We start from the raw sequence: 17,717 nt of genomic DNA on the forward strand, positions 1-17,717 counted from the left end.
CCTCAGGCGGCCAGCTTGCGATGCAGCTCAATGAGCTCGGTGACCAGCTCCTTGGCAAGCATGGCGGTCATCAGGTGATCTTGGGCATGCACCAGGATCAGCTTGACCGGGATCTTGCCTTCCCCTTCATCCGCTTCAATCAGCTTGGTCTGCACCGCGTGAGCGGCGTTGGCGGCCTCACCGGCCTGGCGCAGCAGATCGTCGGCTTCGGCAAACTGGCCTGCCTTGGCTTGGCGCAGCGCTTCAAAGCAGAGGCTGCGGCTCATGCCGGCATTGATGATAAGACCCATCACTGTCTCTTCCAGATCGAACATATACGCTCCTTGGTCATGAGTGCCGGCCCCTTGTGCCGGCGCAGTGTCTTTAGCGGTCTCGTGACGAGACCATCAGTTGAAGCCGTGCTCGCGGGCTGCGGTCGCAAACCACTGACCGCTCTTCTTGATGCGTCGGGTCTGGCTCTCCAGCTCCAGTTCGATAAAGCCGTAGCGGTTCTTGTAGGCGTTGCTCCACGACCAGTTGTCGATGAAGGTCCAGAGGTGATAACCCCGGCACTGACAGCCTTCTTCCAGCGCCTTGTGCAACCAGATGAGGTGATCCCGTATAAAGCCGATGCGGTAGTCATCCTGGATCTGGCCATCCGGCCCCTTGAACTTGGCCTCGCCTTCGACCCCCATGCCGTTCTCCGAGACGTAGCTCGGGATGTTGCCGTAGTGGTCGCGCAAGTTGACGAGGATGTCGTAGATCCCTTGTTCGTAGATCTCCCAGCCCCGGTGCGGGTTCATCTTGCGACCCGGCATCTCGTAGTAGTCGAAGAACCACTCCGGCATGAAGGGGCTGGCAGGGTTGACCGCATTGCTGCGGGCCTTGACCCGGCGTGGCTGGTAATAGTTGATCCCCAGCAGGTCGATCTTGCCTGCTGCCAGCAGTGCCTGATCTCCCGCTTCGCAGGCGGGCAGCTGGTCATACTCCTTGAGCAGTGACACCAGTTCGGCCGGGTACTCTCCTTTGACCGCCGGATCCAGGAAGCTGCGGTTGAACATCAGATCGGCAATGTTGGCTGCCTTCAGATCCGCCGGATGCTGCGAGCGCGGATAGGAGGGCGTCAGGTTGAGGATGATGCCGATCTGGCCATCCTGGCCGAGGGCACGGTAACGCTGCACTGCCATGGCATGGGCCAGCATGGTGTGATAGGCCACTGTGGCGGCGCGGCGAAAATCCACCACGTTCGGGTAGTGGAAGTCGTAGAGGTAACCTCCCTCCACCGGCACTATGGGTTCGTTGAAAGTGAACCAGTGCTTGACCTTGTGACCGAACAATCTGAAGCAGGTCTCGGCAAATTCGGCGTAGGCGGCGACCACCTCCCGACTCTCCCAGCCCCCCAGTGACTGCATGCTCATCGGCATGTCGAAGTGGAACAAGCAGATGAAGGGCTCGATCCCCTCTGCCTTGAGTTCGTCGAGCATGGCGTCATAGAAAGCCACTGCTTCCGGATGGGGCTCTCCCCGCCCTGCCGGGATCAGCCGTGCCCAGGCGATGGAGGTGCGAAAGCTGTTGTGACCGAGCTGGCGCAGCAAGCGAACATCATCGCGAAAATGTTCATAGAAACCGGAGGCCTGAGCTGGGCCAATCTGCTGGTGAAAGCGGTTGGGGGCCTGTTCGAACCAGTGATCCCAGATGGTCGGGGCCTTGCCACCCTGCATGCTGGCGCCTTCGGCTTGTGCGGCTGAGGAGGCGCTGCCCCACCAGAACGTTTCAGGAAAACGGTATTGCATCTCGTGTTACTCCAATCTTGAAAAAGAGGCCGCCTGGCGGCCCCGGCAGGCAATCAACGGCTGGTGGCGACTGCCAGCGTCGGCGCTTCCTCGTTCTTTTCTTGCTCTTCCTGCTTGAGCAGGGTGCGCTCATAGGCTTTCAGGAAGGGGTAATACATGGCCGCGGCAGAGCACATGCAAAGCAGGCTCAACACCATGGGGCTGATGGCCCAGTTGGCGGCCCAGGAGGCACCGATGGGGCCCGGTGTAGTCCAGGGGGTAAGGGAGACCACCCGTTCCACCAGACCGAAATCCAGGGCAAACCAGGCCAGGGTGGCGTTGATCATGGGCACCAGGATGAAGGGGAGGAAGAACACGGGGTTCATGACGATGGGCGCACCGAACAGTATGGGTTCGTTGATGTTGAACAGGCCCGGCACCACACCCATCTTGCCGATGGATCTCAGGTGCGCTGCCTTGCTGCGCAGCAGCAGGAAGGCCAGTGGCAGAGTGGAGCCGACGCCGCCGATCAGCAGGTAGTGATCCCAGAAGCCCTGCAGGAAGATGTGGGGCAAGGCTTCACCTGCCGCCATGGCGGTCTGGTTATTGGCCAGATTGGCCATCCAGAACGGGTTCATGATGCCGGTGACGATGAGTGCGCCGTGGATCCCGGCGAACCAGAGTACCTGGCACACCAGCACAGCCAGCAACATGGCAGGCAGGGAGTCGGAGGCAGCGACCAGCGGCTTGACCAGCGACATGATGGCTTCCGGCAATATCATGCCGGTGCTGTTTTCCAGCAGCAGGTTGAGGGGATGCAGGGTCAGGATGATCACCAGTACGGGGATCAGCACCTCGAACGAGCGGGCAACACCGGTTGGTACCTGGGGGGGCAGCTTGATGGTGATGTTGTTGCGTTTGAGGAAGGCGTACACCTCAGCCGCATAGATGGCGGTGATCAGGGCCGTGAAGATTCCCTGACCGGAGAAGTACTGCATGGAGATGGCGCCATCCTTGACGGGGGCGGCTACCAGCATGAAGGACATCAGGCAGAGCAGGCCTGTGGTGACAGGGTCGAGCCCGTTCTGACGGGCCAGACTGGCACCTATTCCCACCGAGATGAACAGGGTCATCAGGCCCATGCTCAGCTGGAATGGGAGCAGCAACTGGGCTTGGTAGGTGGACGAGAAGTCGAGCCAGGCGCGGGCAAATCCCCACTGGGTCTGGGGTGAGAAGGGGGGGAAGATGAACACCAGCATGAAGCTGCCGACGATCATGAAGGGCAGAGCTGCGATGAAGCCATCACGGATGGCCTGCACATATTTTTGCTGGCCAATTCGCCCGGCCAGCGGACTGACCCGGTTCTCTATGGTACTGACAAAGCGTTCGTATAGGGTGTTCATGAAGGTTTCCTTGTGACATTCACTGGTTGGGGCCGGCGCATCAGCGGATGAGAGAGAGGGCGTGGTCGAGGACCTTGTCACCCCGCTGCATGCCGTAATCCATCATGTTGATGGTCTCGACCGGCACGCCGTGAGCCGCCGCTCGCTGCTGCAGTTCGGCCTGCATGTATTTGACCTGTGGCCCCAGCAGCACAACCTGGTAGTGAGGCATCTGCAGATCGAACTCTGCCGCACCGAAGGCTTGTATCTCGGCGCTCACCCCCCGCTTGTCCGCTTCCTCTTTCATCTTCTTGACCAGCAGGCTGGTAGACATGCCCGAGGAGCAGCACAACATGATTTTTTTCATTTCCAGATTCTCCAGTCGTTCGTAACGGATGGCGCATTCTGGATCGATGGATTTAATTTGGAAACCGGTTTCCGTGTCGTGTCCGTATATGTGTGAGTAGGATCGGTAATTTGGGGTTGAAAGCAGTGGAAAATGTGAGCTAGGTAAAGAAACGGCAAAATGGTTGCGGATACTACGGAAACAAAACCACAAAGCCGTCAAAATGGCGTCCAAGCCTCAAGGTGACAGGGGCTAACACACAGCGAAGGGACGGAAAATAGAGTGATGAATCTGCAATGGATGGCAATGCTGGTCGGCATGATCGAGCAGCGCATGGTACCGTTTGCCAATTGGCTGACCCGCAGTCGCCATGTGCTCTCATTACGCGATGGTTTTCAGTTGGCCATGCCTTTCGTCATCGTCGGCAGCCTGCTGGTGCCCATACTGTTTCCCCCCATCGCCCCCGATACCCCCCACGCATTCGGCCAGTGGCTGCACTGGCTGGCCCATGAGCTGCACCCTTTCCTGTTTCCCGTCTATTCCCACACTCTTGGGCTGGTGGCACTGATCATTGCGTTTGGGGCGGCCTCTAGTCTGGCAAAGGCATACGAAATGCCGGAGCGACTGTGCGGTCTGGGGGGGTGCATGGCGTTTTTGATGTTGATCGACTTTCGTTCGCTGCAACCCGGGGTGTTTGGCTATCTGGGTGGGGCAGGGATTTTCACGGCCTTGCTGATGGCGTTCTATTCGGTGGAGGTGACTCGCTTCTTCTATCGGCGTGGCTGGTATATCCATATGCCGGACGAGGTACCAGTGATGACGAGGCGGGGGTTCCAGCTGATAGTGCCTCTGCTGTTCACCATGCTCTCCCTCAGCCTGATGCGACTCTGGTTGCAGCAGCAGTTCGGGATCAGTCTGCCGGATTTCATGGCTTCCCTGTTCCGGCCATTGATAGTCGGGGCCGACACCTTGCCAGCCCTACTGATCACCTTGCTGATTGCCCATCTGCTCTGGTTCATGGGGATCCATGGGGCCCTGATAGTGACCGGTTTGCTGTCACCTTTCTGGATGGCCGGCGTGAGTGCCAATCAGGCGGCCTTGATGGCGGGGGAGCCCTTGCCTCATATTTTCCTGCAAGGGTTCTGGGACTATTACCTGCTGATCGGGGGGATTGGGACTACCTTGCCACTGGTGTTTATGGCCATGCGCAGTCGCTCTCACTCGATTCAGTCGGTGGGAAAACTGGGGTTCATCCCGTCCCTGTTCAATATCAATGAGCCACTGCTGTTTGGCTTTCCCATCATCATGAACCCGCTGTTCTTTTTGCCGTTCATCAGCGTGCCGCTGATCAATGCGGTGCTGGCCTGGCAGTTGACCCAGTGGGGTTTTCTAGACCGCTTCATCGCCTTGTTGCCCTGGTCGATGCCCTCTCCGCTGGGGGCCGCATGGGCGGCCAATGGCAGCTGGAGCAATGGCCTTATGAGTCTGGTCTGCATCCTCAACAGCTATGTACTCTATCGCCCCTTCTTTCTGGCCCACGAGAAGATGGTGCTGGAGCAAGAACATGAAAGAGCCTGACCAAATGGATTACCCCATCAAGCCCAGATAGTTCATCAGAGCGGCGCCCAGACTGGTGGTGATGAGCGAGCCCAGCGTGGTGGTGGCTATGATGTTGGCGGCCAGTGCGCTGTCGCCCCCCATGGCGCGGGTCATCACATAGCTGGCGGCGGCAGTGGGGGTGGAACTTATCAAAAACAGTATGCCGAGGGCCTGCTGGCTGAAGCCCAGCGCCCAGGCCCCCGTCACCAGCAACAGGGGAATGCAGAACAGCCGGTTGGCAGTGGCCCAGCCGGTCAGCATGGCGCCGCCGCGCAGGGCTTTGAGATTGAGACTGGCGCCGGTGCAGAGCAGGGCCAGTGGCAGTGTCATGTTGGCGAAGTAGTTGCCCGTCGTGATGACCAGCTGGGGCAACTCAATGCCGAGCAGGCCAAATGGCAGGGCCGAGAGGATGGCAATGATGAGAGGGTTTTTGGCGATCCCGTTCAGAATGGGTTTGATCCCTTTGCCGCCCCCCAGACTGCGGGTGAGGGTGATGACGGCCAGGATGTTGTAGAGCACGGTTACCGAGCCCACCAACAGGGCGGCGGCGCCGATCCCCTCCGGCCCGTAAGCGTTTTGCACATAGGCCAGCCCCATGATCCCCATGTTGCCGCGAAAGCTGCCCTGCACGAAGATGCCGCGCTGACGCCGCTCCGGGATGAAGCGTGCCGCCAGTGCCTCAAGGATCAGAAAGCTGGTGAGGGTGCCGAGCAAGCCGTAGACGATGAGCCAGGGGCTCGGCATGGTGGAAAAATCGGTGCGCACCATGCTGAGAAACAGCAGGGCGGGCAGGGTGACCTGAAACACCAGGCGGGAGGCGGATTCGACGAAGCTGTCGGGCAGCAGACCCAGCTGCTTTAGCCAGATGCCGAGCAGCAGCACCACGCAGATGGGGCCCGTGATGGAGAGGGAGAAGTGCAGACTTGCCAACAGATCCATAATGCGCGTCCTGTGCAATGGCGAGCGGCGCGGCGATCGCCGGGGCAAAAAAGGCATTCTAACGCCATGGGCTTGTATTCACAGGGCTTAATCACAACAATGTGGGCAATTCCACCGCCGATCCCCCTGTGAGCCAATTCATGGACAAGAAACTGACCATCCTCGATATCGCCCGCCTCTCGGGTGTCGGCAAGTCGACCGTCTCCCGGGTGCTCAACCAGGATCCCAAGGTAAAGCAGGCGACCCGCGAGCGGGTGGAGCAGGTCATCGCCGAGCACGGCTTTGTGCCGAGCAAGTCGGCCCGGGCCATGCGCAGCCAGAGCCAGCAGGTAGTGGGGATCATCGTCTCGCGCCTCGATTCCAGCTCGGAGAATCAGGCGGTGCGTGGCATGCTGGAAACCCTCTACCAGCGCGGCTATGACGCCGTGCTGATGGAGAGCAAGTTTTCCCCCGCCAAGGTGCAGGAGCATCTTGCTGTGCTGGAGCGGCGCGGGGTGGATGGCATCATCCTCTTTGCCTTCAACGATCTGGACTACGACGCTATGGCACCGCTCAAGGACAAACTGGTGCTGGTGGCGCGCGAATATCCCGGTTTCTCCTCTGTCTGTTTCGACGATGGGGGGGCGGTGCGCACCATGCTGGCCGAGCTGGCGACCCGTGGTGTAGGCGATATCGCCTATCTGGGGGTCGATACCTCGGATCTCACCACGGGTCAGCGCCGGCTCGATGCCTATCTCGGCTACTGCGCCGAACAGGGATTGAGCCCGCGCAGTGCCCTCGGTGATCTCAGCCTGCAAAGCGGCTACCGGTTGGCTGCCGACTTGCTTACCCCCACCACCCAGGCGCTGGTCTGCGCCAGTGACACCCTCGCCATAGGTGCAGCAAAATACTTGCAAGAACAAGGGCGTAGCGAAGTGCTGGTGACCGGCCTTGGCAACAACCCCATGCTCAGTTTTCTCTTTCCCAATGCCCTTAGCCTGGATCTTGGCTACAAAAGGGCAGGGGAGCAGGCGGCCCGTCAGCTGCTCGGCCAGATTGAGCAGGGCCGCTGCCCGCTGGCGACCATAGCACCCTGCCACACACTGTGAGCACCATCACTTAGCCCTGAACAAAAAACGCGCTTTCTGTGATGTTGACCACGAAATGGGAACGTTCCCATTTCGGTCTAACCAAATTGCCTGCATGCTTAATGGGAACGATACCAAAAACGCTCCGGCCGACAGACTGGCCCAAAAGGGCGAGGCAGACCAATATCAATGGAGTCACAGAGGGAAGACTCATGTCCAAGATCAACGCACAGCAGCTTGCCACCCTGATCGACAAGATCGGCGGCAAGGAGAACATCGCCACCGTCAGCCACTGCTTGACCCGATTGCGCTTCGTCCTGAACGATCCGGCGAAAGCCGACAGCAAGGCCATCGAGACCATACCGGCGGTAAAGGGTTGCTTCACCAATGCTGGCCAGTTCCAGGTGGTGATCGGCAACGAGGTGGATGACTGGTACAAGGCGCTCACCCAGGAGATTGGTGTCAGCGGTGGCAGCAAGGATGCCGCCAAGCTGGCTGCCCGTCAGAACATGAATCCGCTGGAGCGCGGCATCTCCCACCTGGCGGAGATCTTCGTGCCCTTGTTGCCCGCCATCATCACAGGCGGTTTGATCCTGGGTTTTCGCAACGTCATCGGCGACATCAAGATGTTCGACGACGGGACCCACACCCTGGTCGAGATCAGCCAGTTTTGGGCCCAGGTGCACGCCTTCCTCTGGCTGCTGGGTGAGGCCATCTTCCATTTCCTGCCGGTGGGTGTCTGCTGGTCTGCGGTCAAGAAGATGGGCGGCTCCGAGATCCTCGGTATCGTGCTGGGTATCACCCTGGTCTCGCCGCAGCTGATGAATGCCTATGGCATCGGCCAGCAGACCCCGGAAGTGTGGGACTTCGGCCTCTTTGTCATTCAAAAGGTGGGTTATCAGGCCCAGGTCATTCCGGCCCTGCTGGCGGGGGTATTCCTTGCCTGGGTTGAAACCAACCTCAAGCGCATCATTCCGGCGTATCTCTATCTGGTGATAGTGCCCTTTATCTCCCTGCTGCTGGCGGTGATAGTGGCGCACGCCTTTATCGGCCCCTTCGGTCGCTGGATTGGTGACGGTGTCGGCTTTGCCGCCAAGGCCGCCATGACGGGTTCGTTTGCACCAATTGGTGCCGCCCTGTTCGGCTTCCTCTATGCGCCCCTGGTCATCACCGGCATCCACCACACCACCAACGCGGTGGACTTGCAGCTGATGCAGAGCATGGGTGGCACGCCAATCTGGCCGCTGATCGCCCTGTCCAATATCGCCCAGGCCTCTGCCGTGGTAGGGATCATCCTCATCAGCCGCAAGGAGAACGAGCGGGAGATCTCCGTGCCTGCCGCTATCTCGGCTTACCTGGGGGTGACAGAACCGGCCATGTACGGCATCAACCTCAAGTACAAGTTCCCCATGCTGTGCGCCATGGTGGGCTCGAGCTGCGCGGCCCTCATCTGCGGCTTCGCCGGTGTGATGGCCAACGGCATAGGGGTAGGGGGCCTGCCGGGTATCCTCTCCATCCAGCCGCAATACTGGGCCATCTACGCCATCGCCATGCTGGTGGCGATAGTGGTGCCCCTGGTGCTGACCCTGCTGGTCTACAAGCGTCAACAGGCCTCGGGAAAACTGGCTCAAGCCATCGCTTGAGTGCACTCATCAGGGCGGCCTCGCAAGGGGCCGCCCTCTCCATTTTTTATTCGAGACAAGAGAAAGACCCATGAGCCAAACTCCCTGGTGGCAGAGTGCCGTGATTTACCAGATCTACCCCAAGAGCTTTCAGGATTCGGGTGCCCGTGGCACCGGCGATCTCAAGGGGATCATGGCCCGCCTCGATTATCTCAAGACCCTGGGGGTCGATGCCCTCTGGCTGACACCGGTCTATGTTTCCCCCCAGGTGGATAACGGCTATGACATTGCCGATTACTACCAGATTGATCCCGCCTACGGCACCATGGCCGATTTCGAGGCGCTGCTGGCGGCAGCCCATGCCCGTGACATTCGTATCGTGATGGACATAGTCGTCAACCACACCTCCACCGAGCACGCCTGGTTCAAATCGGCGCTGGGGGATAAAAACAGCCCCTACCGCGACTACTACATCTGGAAAGATCCTGTGGATGGCGGTGTGCCGAACAACTGGCAATCCAAGTTTGGTGGCAGCGCCTGGGAGCTGGATGCCGCCACCGGCCAGTACTATCTGCACCTGTTTGCCCGCGAGCAGGCGGATCTCAACTGGGAAAACCCGGCGGTGCGCGCCGAGGTCAAAAACATCATTCACTTCTGGGCCGGCAAGGGGGTTGATGGCTTCCGCCTTGATGTCATCAACCTGATTTCCAAGGATCAGACTTTCCCGAACGACGACGTGGGCGATGGTCGTCGCTTCTATACCGACGGGCCGCGCATCCACGAATTCCTGCAGGATGTGAGCCGCGACGTATTCGCCCCGGTCGGCGCCATGACGGTGGGGGAGATGTCCTCCACTTCGCTGGCGCACTGCCAGCGCTACGGTGCCCTTGATGGCTCCGAGCTTTCCATGGTGTTCAACTTCCACCATTTGAAAGTCGATTATCCCAATGGCGACAAGTGGACCAAGGCGCCGTTCGATTTCCTCGAACTGAAGCGTATCTTCAACCACTGGCAGAGCGGCATGCATGGCAAGGGCTGGTCGGCCCTGTTCTGGTGCAACCACGATCAGCCGCGCATCGTCTCCCGCTTCGGGGACGAGGGCGAGCATCGCGTGGTCGCCGCCAAGATGCTGGCCAGTACGCTGCACGGGCTGCAGGGCACTCCCTACATCTATCAGGGGGAGGAGATCGGCATGACCAACCCAGGTTATCAGAGCATTGATGACTATCAGGATGTGGAGAGCCGCAACATCTTTGCCATCAAGCAGAGAGAGGGAATGAACGAAGCCGAGATCCTCGCCATTCTCGGCGCCAAGTCTCGCGACAACTCACGCACTCCGATGCAATGGAGCACAGCGCCCAACGCCGGCTTCACCCAGGGCGCGCCCTGGCTCAGGCCCGCTGCCAATTACACCGAGATCAACGCTGAAGCGGCACTGGCCGACCAGGGTTCAGTGTTCTGGCACTACCGGGATCTGATCGCGCTTCGCAAGGCGCATCCCATCTTTACGCAGGGGGATTATCAGGAGCAGTTGCTAGACCATCAGCACATCTGGGCCTATACCCGCAGTGCCAAGGGTCAGACTCTGCTGGTGGTAAGCAATTTCTACGGTGAGCCTGTGGCCTTCGACTTGCCGCAAGATCTGCAAGAGAGGGAAGGCAGTCTGCTGCTTGGCAACTACCCCGATAGTCCGGCAATGCCGCAATCTTGTATGCTGCGTCCCTATGAATCCCTGATCTGGCTGGTGGAGTAGGTGGTGAGCGAGGTGATGGCAAAAGCAATGGCCCCGGTGTACGGCACCGAGTGGCAAAAGATGGTGGCGGGTCAGCCCTATGATGCGGGCGATCCCGAGCTCAAGGCGGCGCGTGAGCGCTGTCGTTTCCTTTATCACACCTTCAACACCAGTTGGCAGGAGAAACCGGCGCGGGATGCGCTGCTGCGGGAACTGCTCGGCAGCCGGGGCAATGTGTGTGCTATCAACCCGCCTTTCTTCTGCGACTATGGCGCCAATATCCATGTGGGGGAGAACTTCTACGCCAACGTCAACTGCACCATCCTCGACGTGTGCGAGGTGCATATCGGCGACAACGTGCTGTTGGCCCCCGGGGTGCAGATCTACACCGCCGCTCACCCCGTTGCCCTTGTCCCTCGGGTGGCGGGGGTCGAGTTTGGCAAACCAGTGCGCATAGGCAACAACGTCTGGATCGGCGGCAGCACAGTTATCTGCCCTGGTGTCACCATAGGGGACAACAGCGTGATCGGCGCAGGCTCTGTGGTCACCAGAGACATTCCGGCCAATGTGGTTGCCGTCGGCAATCCTTGCAGGGTCTTGCGGCCCATGACGGCAGAGGAGCTGGCGAGCATCTAAATATCAAGGGGCAGGGGATCCTGCCCTTTATGCATGAAGTTTCCCCCTCATCCCGGTTCTTATCCCCTCCGAAGTTCAGTGCCAGTTGCGCCGTGAGCTGTATCTGAACCTGTGATTTACATCACGGTCAGTTTTTTTGAACATCTAGGCCAGTTTATCTCGCTAACAAGTGTGGGGTGATATGTTTAATATTCACTCAACGCTTAGGCAGGAACGCCAGGTGGCCAAATAACAGCTCTTCATGGGCGATGACACCAGAAACCAGAGTGTCAGACGTCGGTGAAAGAACTACATACTATTTGAATAACCTCTTGCAAGGATGCATTGATTCAGGCCTAACCGGCCTTGGCAATGACACAAAAACCAAGAGAGTGAATGAACATGAAAAACGTAATCAAGATGCTGGCCATTGCAGGCCTGATGACTGCCGGTTTTGCTCAGGCTTCCGTTCCCGCTGACTTCAACGCTGCACCGGGCGTGCTGTTTGTGAACTGGCATGCAACCGCCGCTGTGGATGGCAAAACCAACCCCATGCTGGAAGTGCGCAACGAGTCAGGGGATGTGGTGGCTTCCGTTCACGCCAATCTGATGGGCACCCAGCAGGTACGTATTCCGAGCCGCACTCAGGGCAACCTGACCGTCAGCCTGGGTGAGCAGAGCAGTGACTACCGCATCCCCTTCGGTATCGGCAGCGGCAAGCAGCGCTAAGCCGAGCCACATCAGCCGCGGTTTCTACCCCTGAAAACTGTCCAGACACAACAAAGGCGCCTTGAGGCGCCTTTGTTGTTTGCTGTGTGGATCAGCGGGAGCTGGCCGCTTCGATGACGGGAACCCGGTTCACCGCCTTGCCCAGATAGGCGAGGGTGATGGTCACTATGATGCAGGTGAAGCTGAGCCACATGTAGGGCAGGTAGTCGAGGGTCGCCACCCCCAGTACCCCAGCCATGAAGATGCCGTTGTCGCTCCAGGGCACCATGCCGCAGGTGAGGGTGCCGCCGAACTCGGCGTTGCGGGAGAGGTTCTTGCGTGCCAGTCCCAGCCGGTCGTAGTTCTTGGCCATGATCTTGGGGGTCAGGATCAGGGATACATACATGGCCGAACCAAATACGTTGGCCAGGAAGGCTGTACCTATGGTGTGGCTAGTCAGGCTACCGACACTGTTGATGCGCTTCTCGAAGGCATTGGCGATCACTTCCAGAATACCTACCTTCTCCAGCAGGCCACCAAAGCCCAGACCGAAGATGATGACGGCGACCGAACCCAGCATGGATTCCATGCCGCCGCGCCCCAGTATGTTGTCGATAAAGCCGATACCTGAGGTAATGGGGAAGGGGCTGTAGGCGGAATGCATCGCCTTGACCGGATCCATGTCCTGGAACGCTATGGCCCAGACCAGCCCCAGCAGGGCGCCGAAACTGATCACCGGGAAGGCGGGTTTGCGGTTGGCGAGCAGACCCAGTACCAGTACCACCGGCACTATGGCCAGCGGGGTGATGTTGAACTGGTTGTCGAGCGCCTCCATCACCAGATTGACCTGCTCCAGGCTGACGTTGCCCGAATACTGCATGCCGACCACGGTAAACAGTGCGGCCGTAATGATGTAGGAGAGCAGGCTGATGGGCAGCATCCCCTTGATGTGTTCCACCACGTCGACATTGGACATGGTGGAGGCCAGTACCACTGAGTCGGAGAGGGGGGAGAGCTTGTCACCGAAGTAGACGCCGGAGAGCACGGCACCCGCCACCAGTGGCGCAGGGACGCCCAGACTGTGGCCTATCCCCATCATGGCGATGCCGGCGGTGGCGGCAGAGCCCCAGGAGGTACCGGTGGCCAGCGAAGTGAGGGAGCAGATGATCAGCGTCGCCAGCAGGAAGATGGACGGGTGTATTACCTTGAGGCCGAAGTAGATGATGCTGGGGACTATACCACCCGCGATCCAGGTGCCGACCAGGGCGCCGACGGAGACCAGGATCAGGATTGCCCCCATCCCTTTGGAAACACCGTCGACGGCGGCTTGCTCCAGGGATTTGTAATCATGACCCAGCTTGATGCCTAGCCCCATGATGACGAACCAGGCGATGAACAGTGCCAACTGAATTGGCAGATCCAGCACGCTGGTGAACGAGAATGCCAGGGCCAGGAAAATGGCCAGACAGCCAAATACCTGCAACATGCCCGGTAATCGAATTTGGTTTTGCTGGTTTTGCATAGATGCTCCCTAAACTCTTGCTCGCCAAGGTCGGTCCCTCTCGTCCTGTGGATACCTGTATCCCGAGGGGCCAACCCAAAAGAGGCCGCAATCTACCACAAACCTGGGGGGGCAAATCCCAACTGATTTAGCAAAAATGCAATTTTGATTGAAAAAATTACAAATTAGTTGATCTCATAACCTGTATTTGAGCGCTCTATTGGCCCGAATGTGACATTCGACACCGATAGCAAAGTCCGATTGCATACTCATAAAATACAAATGATAATCGTTATCAAGTAATGCAAGAGGATATATCACCATGATCTGGATCGTGAGAGTCGTGCTGCTGGTTGGATTGCTGGCCGTGCTGGGCTGGGGTCAGGAAAAGGAGTACGGCATGTGGAGTCTGGGTTTTGTGCTGGCTGCCTGGGTCATGCTGGAACCCAGGCTGAGACCTGTCCTGATACTACTGCCGGTGGCCGGGATGACAGGCATAGCGGCTTTGCTCTGGCAGCAACCCTGGTTATGACTGGGCTGGGGGGGCGTTCTTGACCTTCTCTTGCGCCTGTTTGAGCGATGCGATGACGTTGTTTTCCATCTCGGTACGCTTGGCGTCGGTCAGGAAGTAGATCATGTCGACATCGTGGCGAATATAGTGGGAAGGCAGCTGGTTCAGGGTCAGGCAGCAGAGATCGGCCATTTGCTCGCTGTTCAGTTTCTGATTCAGCCCCTGCTTTTCGATCTCCTTGAGCACCAGATGTTCATAGAAGTTGTGAATATCGGTATCCAGTATCATATGTGCTCCTTGGCATGACGATGGGCGGTAAGTTGTCAAAAGCATAGTCATAACAAAGAGTAAAAACAAAAGGCCCATCACTTTCGTGATGGGCCTTTTATATAAGGAATGGTGCGAAGAGAGGGACTCGAACCCTCACATCCGTGGGACACTAACACCTGAAGCTAGCGCGTCTACCAATTCCGCCACCTTCGCACACTGATTTTCTCCAGCTGGTTTTTAAATGCGGTTGGAACGCATTGCTCTGTTTTTACATGTCAGAATCATGGTGCGAAGAGAGGGACTCGAACCCTCACACCCGGGGGGCACTAACACCTGAAGCTAGCGCGTCTACCAATTCCGCCACCTTCGCACATTGTGTTACCAGTTTTGATTTACATGCTGTCTGGAGAAGCATGGTGCGAAGAGAGGGACTCGAACCCTCACATCCGTGGGACACTAACACCTGAAGCTAGCGCGTCTACCAATTCCGCCACCTTCGCACATTGTGTTACCAGTTTTGATTTACATGCTGTCTGGAGAAGCATGGTGCGAAGAGAGGGACTCGAACCCTCACACCCGGGGGGCACTAACACCTGAAGCTAGCGCGTCTACCAATTCCGCCACCTTCGCACATTCGGGTTTTCCAGTTGGATTTACATGCTTCTGGATCAGCATGGCAGTATTGGTGCGAAGAGAGGGACTCGAACCCTCACATCCGTGGGACACTAACACCTGAAGCTAGCGCGTCTACCAATTCCGCCACCTTCGCATCACTGCGGTGGGGGATTCTATAGAGTTTTGGATGAGCGTCAACAGCCAAAGGGGACTTTTTTCGCTGTTGACGTTCAAAGCAGCATCAAGGGCACAAAAGTTCAGCAATGAGCATCACTGCCGGGCCAGTGCATCCTGATACATCTGCTCGTATTGAGTGACCGAATCCGGCCAGTTGAAGCGGGTATTCATGGCATTGCGCTGTACCTGGGCAAATCGCTCGGGATCCTGCAGGTAATAGAGCAGGCTGCGGCGCATGGCATCGAGCAGGATATTGGCGGTTGGATCGTTGAAACAGAAGCCGGTGGCATGCTCAGGTTCCGCATCCCAGTCCACGACAGTGTCCTTGAGGCCACCGACGGCCCGTACCAGCGGCAAGGTGCCGTAGGCGAGGCTGTACATCTGGTTGAGGCCGCAAGGCTCGAACAGAGAGGGCATCAGGAAGAAGTCGGCGCCCGCTTCCACCAGATGGGCCAGTCTGTCGTCATAGGTGTTGAGGAAGGCGAGCTTGTCCGGGTATCGCTGTGCCGTGGCCTGCAACTGGGCGGCGAGGGAGGGATCACCCGACCCCACTATCACCACCTGCACCTTGTGATGCAGGAACTTGTCCAGCACGGGTAGCAGCAGGTGTACCCCTTTCTGCTCGGTCAGGCGGCACACCATGCCGTAGATGGGCAAGTCCGTGACCGGCAGGCCCGCTTCCTGCTGCAGCGTCTGTTTACAGACCTGTTTACCTGCAAGGTTGTCCACGTCATAGGTGGCGGGCAGGAAGTCGTCAAATGCCGGATCCCAATCCTTATAATCACAGCCATTGAGAATGCCGCGCAAGTCGGCAGCCCGCTGCTGGAATATGTTGGCCATGCCGTGGGCGCCCAGGTGGGTCAGCAATTCACTGGCATAGTTGGGACTGACTGCATTGATTTTGTCGGCATAGAGCACACCGCATTTGAGCAGATTGACGTGACCATAGTCGTAGCTGATGCGCTGTTCATAGTCAGCAATCTCGGGCATGGCCCAGAACTGCTCCCGACCGAATACCCCCTGAAAGGCCGCATTGTGAATGCTGATCACGCTGCGAGTGTGCTGGAAGAAGGGGTTGTGAGCATGGCGGGTCTTGAGCAGCAGCGGCAGCAGACCTGTATGCCAGTCGTTGCAGTGCACTATCTCGGGGGCGAAGTCCAGCTGCTCGCAGGCATGTAGTGCTGCGGCCGAGAAGAAGGCGAACCGCTCACCGTTGTCGCCATAAGCCTGGTTGTTCTCGGCGTAGAGCTGGGGTCGATCGAAATATTGCGGGCAGTCGATCAGGTAGACACAGACCCCTTCCAGCTCCATCTGGTAGATGCGATAGCCGATGTCCGGCAGTCCCGGATGGGTTGGCAACCAGCGAGAGGCGATCAGTCTGGCCTCATCACGGCGCTTGATCGTCTTGTAGAAGGGCAAGATGATCCTGACGTCATGGCCCTTCTGGGCCAGATACAATGGCAGCGCTCTGGCTACATCTGCCAGGCCCCCGGTCTTCACAAGCCCCTCAACTTCCGAGGCAACAAACAGGATTTTCAGTGGGTTAATAGCCAACTCTTGCTCCCTTAGGTACCACGACGATACCGCCTTCGGATACGGTAAATCTCTCTCTGTCATGGTCCAGATTTTCACCGATCACGGTGCCGGGTGCAATTTCAACGTTCTTGTCAATGATGGCGCGTCTTATGGAGCAACCTTCGCCTATCTTCACATCCCCGAGCAACACTGACTCGCTGATGTGGCTGCAGGGGCCTATGTTGCAGCGAAATCCCAGTATGGAGCGCTGGATCTGGCTGCCCTGAATGAAGCAACCGCCGGAGATCAGGGAGTTGGCTATCTTGACCTTGCAGTCATCGGTATCGACGAAGGTGGCCGGTGGCAAGGGCGGATAGTGAGTATGCAGTGGCCACTTGCGGTTATAGAGGGAGAAGGGGGCATCGTCGGCGACCAGGTCCATGTGTGCCTGCCAATAAGAGTCAAGCGTGCCCACATCGCGCCAGTAGACGGTGGGTTTCTCGCCCGGGATCACGTTGGTGCTGTAGTCATAGACATAGACGGGGGCGCGGGGGAACATGCTGGGAATGATGTTCTTGCCAAAATCGTGGCTGGAGTTCTCCTCGGCGGCGTCACGCTTCAGCTCGCGATAAAGCGCTTCGGTTTCGAAGATGTAGTTGCCCATGGAAACCAGCGCCTGCGTGGGGTCGCCAGGAATGTGTTTGGGATGTTTGGGCTTTTCTTCGAAGCCGATCATGCGGCCTTCCTGATCCACTTCTATCACCCCGAAGGCACTCGCCTCCTCGATGGGCATACGCAGGGCGGCGACGGTCAGGGCGGCGGCCTTCTGTTTGTGGAAGGTCACCATCTGGCTCACGTCCATCTTGTAGATGTGATCGGAGCCGAAGATACAGACGTGCTCCGGGTCCGAGATCTCGATGAAACGCAGGTTCTGATAGATGGCGTCGGCCGTGCCGTCATACCAGCGTTTTCCCATTCGCATCTGGGCTGGAATAGGGTCGATGAAGCGGTCCGTGATGCCGACTATGTTCCAGCCCTTCTTCATATGCAGATAGAGGGACTGGGACTTGAATTGGGTCAAGACGTAGATGCGCAGGAAGTCCGCGTTGACGAAGTTGTTGAGGACGAAATCGATCAGTCGATAACTGCCACCGAACGGGACAGAGGGCTTGCTGCGGGTGGTGGTAAGCGGCTGGAGACGGGTTCCTTCTCCGCCCGCCAGTATCATGGTGAGTATGCCTGCCATCGTATTTCTCTCCCTGAGTTGATGACGTGAAAAGGTTTTCAGATCACTGCAAAAAAACACCCCTAAAGGGGTGGTTATACGATTGGTATTTACCTTATCAGATCCCGGATGGGGCTCACTA

At 58.1% G+C, this 17,717-nt stretch carries 16 protein-coding genes and 5 tRNA genes; 7 read left to right on the forward strand and 14 right to left on the reverse strand.

The genetic code is table 11. The features are described from left to right. Positions 1-2: 2 nt before the first annotated feature. From chbA to ONZ54_RS02445, 4 genes are all read right to left on the reverse strand, one after another. Positions 3-314 (reverse strand): PTS N,N'-diacetylchitobiose transporter subunit IIA, encoded by a 312-nt coding sequence (chbA, locus tag ONZ54_RS02430; protein ID WP_271787383.1) that lies wholly within the window; start codon positions 312-314, stop codon positions 3-5. Positions 315-386: 72 nt separating this feature from the next. Further along, positions 387-1,772: a glycoside hydrolase family 1 protein gene (locus tag ONZ54_RS02435; protein WP_271787384.1), complete on the reverse strand. Its 1,386-nt coding sequence runs from the start codon at positions 1,770-1,772 to the stop codon at positions 387-389. A gap of 53 nt (positions 1,773-1,825) precedes the next feature. After that, complete coding sequence (locus ONZ54_RS02440; protein WP_042467704.1) at positions 1,826-3,154, reverse strand: PTS sugar transporter subunit IIC; 1,329 nt, start codon at positions 3,152-3,154, stop codon at positions 1,826-1,828. A gap of 40 nt (positions 3,155-3,194) precedes the next feature. Then, complete coding sequence (locus ONZ54_RS02445; RefSeq protein ID WP_042467706.1) at positions 3,195-3,500, reverse strand: PTS sugar transporter subunit IIB; 306 nt, start codon at positions 3,498-3,500, stop codon at positions 3,195-3,197. 264 nt (positions 3,501-3,764) lie between these two features. Between ONZ54_RS02445 and ONZ54_RS02450 the strand changes: the two genes are divergently transcribed. Further along, positions 3,765-5,057: a PTS sugar transporter subunit IIC gene (locus ONZ54_RS02450; RefSeq protein WP_021138992.1), complete on the forward strand. Its 1,293-nt coding sequence runs from the start codon at positions 3,765-3,767 to the stop codon at positions 5,055-5,057. Positions 5,058-5,066: 9 nt separating this feature from the next. On the opposite strand, the gene ONZ54_RS02455 is transcribed toward ONZ54_RS02450, so the two are convergent. Continuing rightward, the gene (locus tag ONZ54_RS02455; protein ID WP_271787386.1) at positions 5,067-6,017 is read right to left on the reverse strand and encodes an AEC family transporter; all 951 of its coding nucleotides are present in this window, start codon (positions 6,015-6,017) and stop codon (positions 5,067-5,069) included. 140 nt (positions 6,018-6,157) lie between these two features. On the opposite strand from ONZ54_RS02455, the gene treR reads away from it, so the two are divergent. From treR to ONZ54_RS02480, 5 genes are all read left to right on the forward strand, one after another. After that, positions 6,158-7,105 carry a trehalose operon repressor TreR gene (gene treR / locus ONZ54_RS02460; protein ID WP_271787388.1) on the forward strand — a complete coding sequence of 316 codons (948 nt, stop codon included), beginning with the start codon at positions 6,158-6,160 and terminating at the stop codon, positions 7,103-7,105. 191 nt (positions 7,106-7,296) lie between these two features. After that, positions 7,297-8,727: a PTS trehalose transporter subunit IIBC gene (gene treB / locus ONZ54_RS02465; RefSeq protein WP_256685919.1), complete on the forward strand. Its 1,431-nt coding sequence runs from the start codon at positions 7,297-7,299 to the stop codon at positions 8,725-8,727. Between the two features lie 70 nt (positions 8,728-8,797). Then, positions 8,798-10,459 carry an alpha,alpha-phosphotrehalase gene (gene treC / locus ONZ54_RS02470; protein ID WP_271787389.1) on the forward strand — a complete coding sequence of 554 codons (1,662 nt, stop codon included), beginning with the start codon at positions 8,798-8,800 and terminating at the stop codon, positions 10,457-10,459. 3 nt (positions 10,460-10,462) lie between these two features. Further along, entirely contained in the window at positions 10,463-11,074 is a 612-nt protein-coding gene (locus tag ONZ54_RS02475) for a sugar O-acetyltransferase (RefSeq protein ID WP_271787390.1), read from the forward strand. Between the two features lie 375 nt (positions 11,075-11,449). Then, the gene (locus ONZ54_RS02480; RefSeq protein ID WP_271787391.1) at positions 11,450-11,782 is read left to right on the forward strand and encodes a hypothetical protein; all 333 of its coding nucleotides are present in this window, start codon (positions 11,450-11,452) and stop codon (positions 11,780-11,782) included. 91 nt (positions 11,783-11,873) lie between these two features. Here ONZ54_RS02480 and nhaC read toward each other — a convergent pair whose 3' ends face one another. Beyond that, positions 11,874-13,283, reverse strand: a complete 1,410-nt coding sequence (gene nhaC / locus ONZ54_RS02485) for a Na+/H+ antiporter NhaC (protein WP_058394547.1) — start codon at positions 13,281-13,283, stop codon at positions 11,874-11,876. A 301-nt stretch (positions 13,284-13,584) separates the two neighbouring features. Here nhaC and ONZ54_RS02490 point away from each other — a divergent pair, with 301 nt between their 5' ends. Then, positions 13,585-13,794 (forward strand): hypothetical protein, encoded by a 210-nt coding sequence (locus ONZ54_RS02490; RefSeq protein WP_212540790.1) that lies wholly within the window; start codon positions 13,585-13,587, stop codon positions 13,792-13,794. Here the strand turns inward: ONZ54_RS02490 and ONZ54_RS02495 are convergent. The 8 genes from ONZ54_RS02495 to glgC form a co-directional block, all read right to left on the reverse strand. Then, positions 13,789-14,061 (reverse strand): late competence development ComFB family protein, encoded by a 273-nt coding sequence (locus tag ONZ54_RS02495; RefSeq protein WP_170946462.1) that lies wholly within the window; start codon positions 14,059-14,061, stop codon positions 13,789-13,791. The genes ONZ54_RS02490 and ONZ54_RS02495 overlap by 6 nt on opposite strands. A 109-nt stretch (positions 14,062-14,170) precedes the next feature. Continuing rightward, positions 14,171-14,256, reverse strand: a tRNA-Leu gene (locus tag ONZ54_RS02500). Positions 14,257-14,327: 71 nt separating this feature from the next. Further along, a tRNA-Leu gene (locus tag ONZ54_RS02505) sits at positions 14,328-14,413 on the reverse strand. 44 nt (positions 14,414-14,457) lie between these two features. Further along, positions 14,458-14,543 (reverse strand) — tRNA-Leu (locus ONZ54_RS02510). Positions 14,544-14,587: 44 nt separating this feature from the next. After that, positions 14,588-14,673, reverse strand: a tRNA-Leu gene (locus tag ONZ54_RS02515). A gap of 53 nt (positions 14,674-14,726) precedes the next feature. Next, positions 14,727-14,812: transfer RNA gene (locus ONZ54_RS02520), tRNA-Leu, on the reverse strand. 116 nt (positions 14,813-14,928) lie between these two features. After that, positions 14,929-16,389, reverse strand: a complete 1,461-nt coding sequence (glgA, locus tag ONZ54_RS02525; protein ID WP_271787392.1) for a glycogen synthase GlgA — start codon at positions 16,387-16,389, stop codon at positions 14,929-14,931. Beyond that, complete coding sequence (gene glgC / locus ONZ54_RS02530) at positions 16,379-17,638, reverse strand: glucose-1-phosphate adenylyltransferase (protein WP_271788240.1); 1,260 nt, start codon at positions 17,636-17,638, stop codon at positions 16,379-16,381. The genes glgA and glgC overlap by 11 nt, the downstream gene beginning before the upstream one ends. Between the last annotated feature and the right edge of the window lie 79 nt (positions 17,639-17,717).

Origin of the sequence: Aeromonas salmonicida, from assembly GCF_028355655.1 — a bacterium.
Taxonomy (GTDB): domain Bacteria; phylum Pseudomonadota; class Gammaproteobacteria; order Enterobacterales; family Aeromonadaceae; genus Aeromonas; species Aeromonas salmonicida.

Coding starts and splice junctions, on each gene's coding strand:
- chbA (WP_271787383.1), bottom strand. CDS start 314: ATGTTCGATCTGGAAGAGACAGTGATGGGTCTTATCATCAATGCCGGC.
- nhaC (WP_058394547.1), bottom strand. CDS start 13,283: ATGCAAAACCAGCAAAACCAAATTCGATTACCGGGCATGTTGCAGGTA.
- ONZ54_RS02480 (WP_271787391.1), top strand. CDS start 11,450: ATGAACATGAAAAACGTAATCAAGATGCTGGCCATTGCAGGCCTGATG.
- ONZ54_RS02445 (WP_042467706.1), bottom strand. CDS start 3,500: ATGAAAAAAATCATGTTGTGCTGCTCCTCGGGCATGTCTACCAGCCTG.
- treR (WP_271787388.1), top strand. CDS start 6,158: ATGGACAAGAAACTGACCATCCTCGATATCGCCCGCCTCTCGGGTGTC.
- ONZ54_RS02440 (WP_042467704.1), bottom strand. CDS start 3,154: ATGAACACCCTATACGAACGCTTTGTCAGTACCATAGAGAACCGGGTC.
- treB (WP_256685919.1), top strand. CDS start 7,297: ATGTCCAAGATCAACGCACAGCAGCTTGCCACCCTGATCGACAAGATC.
- ONZ54_RS02490 (WP_212540790.1), top strand. CDS start 13,585: ATGATCTGGATCGTGAGAGTCGTGCTGCTGGTTGGATTGCTGGCCGTG.
- ONZ54_RS02455 (WP_271787386.1), bottom strand. CDS start 6,017: ATGGATCTGTTGGCAAGTCTGCACTTCTCCCTCTCCATCACGGGCCCC.
- treC (WP_271787389.1), top strand. CDS start 8,798: ATGAGCCAAACTCCCTGGTGGCAGAGTGCCGTGATTTACCAGATCTAC.
- ONZ54_RS02450 (WP_021138992.1), top strand. CDS start 3,765: ATGAATCTGCAATGGATGGCAATGCTGGTCGGCATGATCGAGCAGCGC.
- ONZ54_RS02495 (WP_170946462.1), bottom strand. CDS start 14,061: ATGATACTGGATACCGATATTCACAACTTCTATGAACATCTGGTGCTC.
- ONZ54_RS02435 (WP_271787384.1), bottom strand. CDS start 1,772: ATGCAATACCGTTTTCCTGAAACGTTCTGGTGGGGCAGCGCCTCCTCA.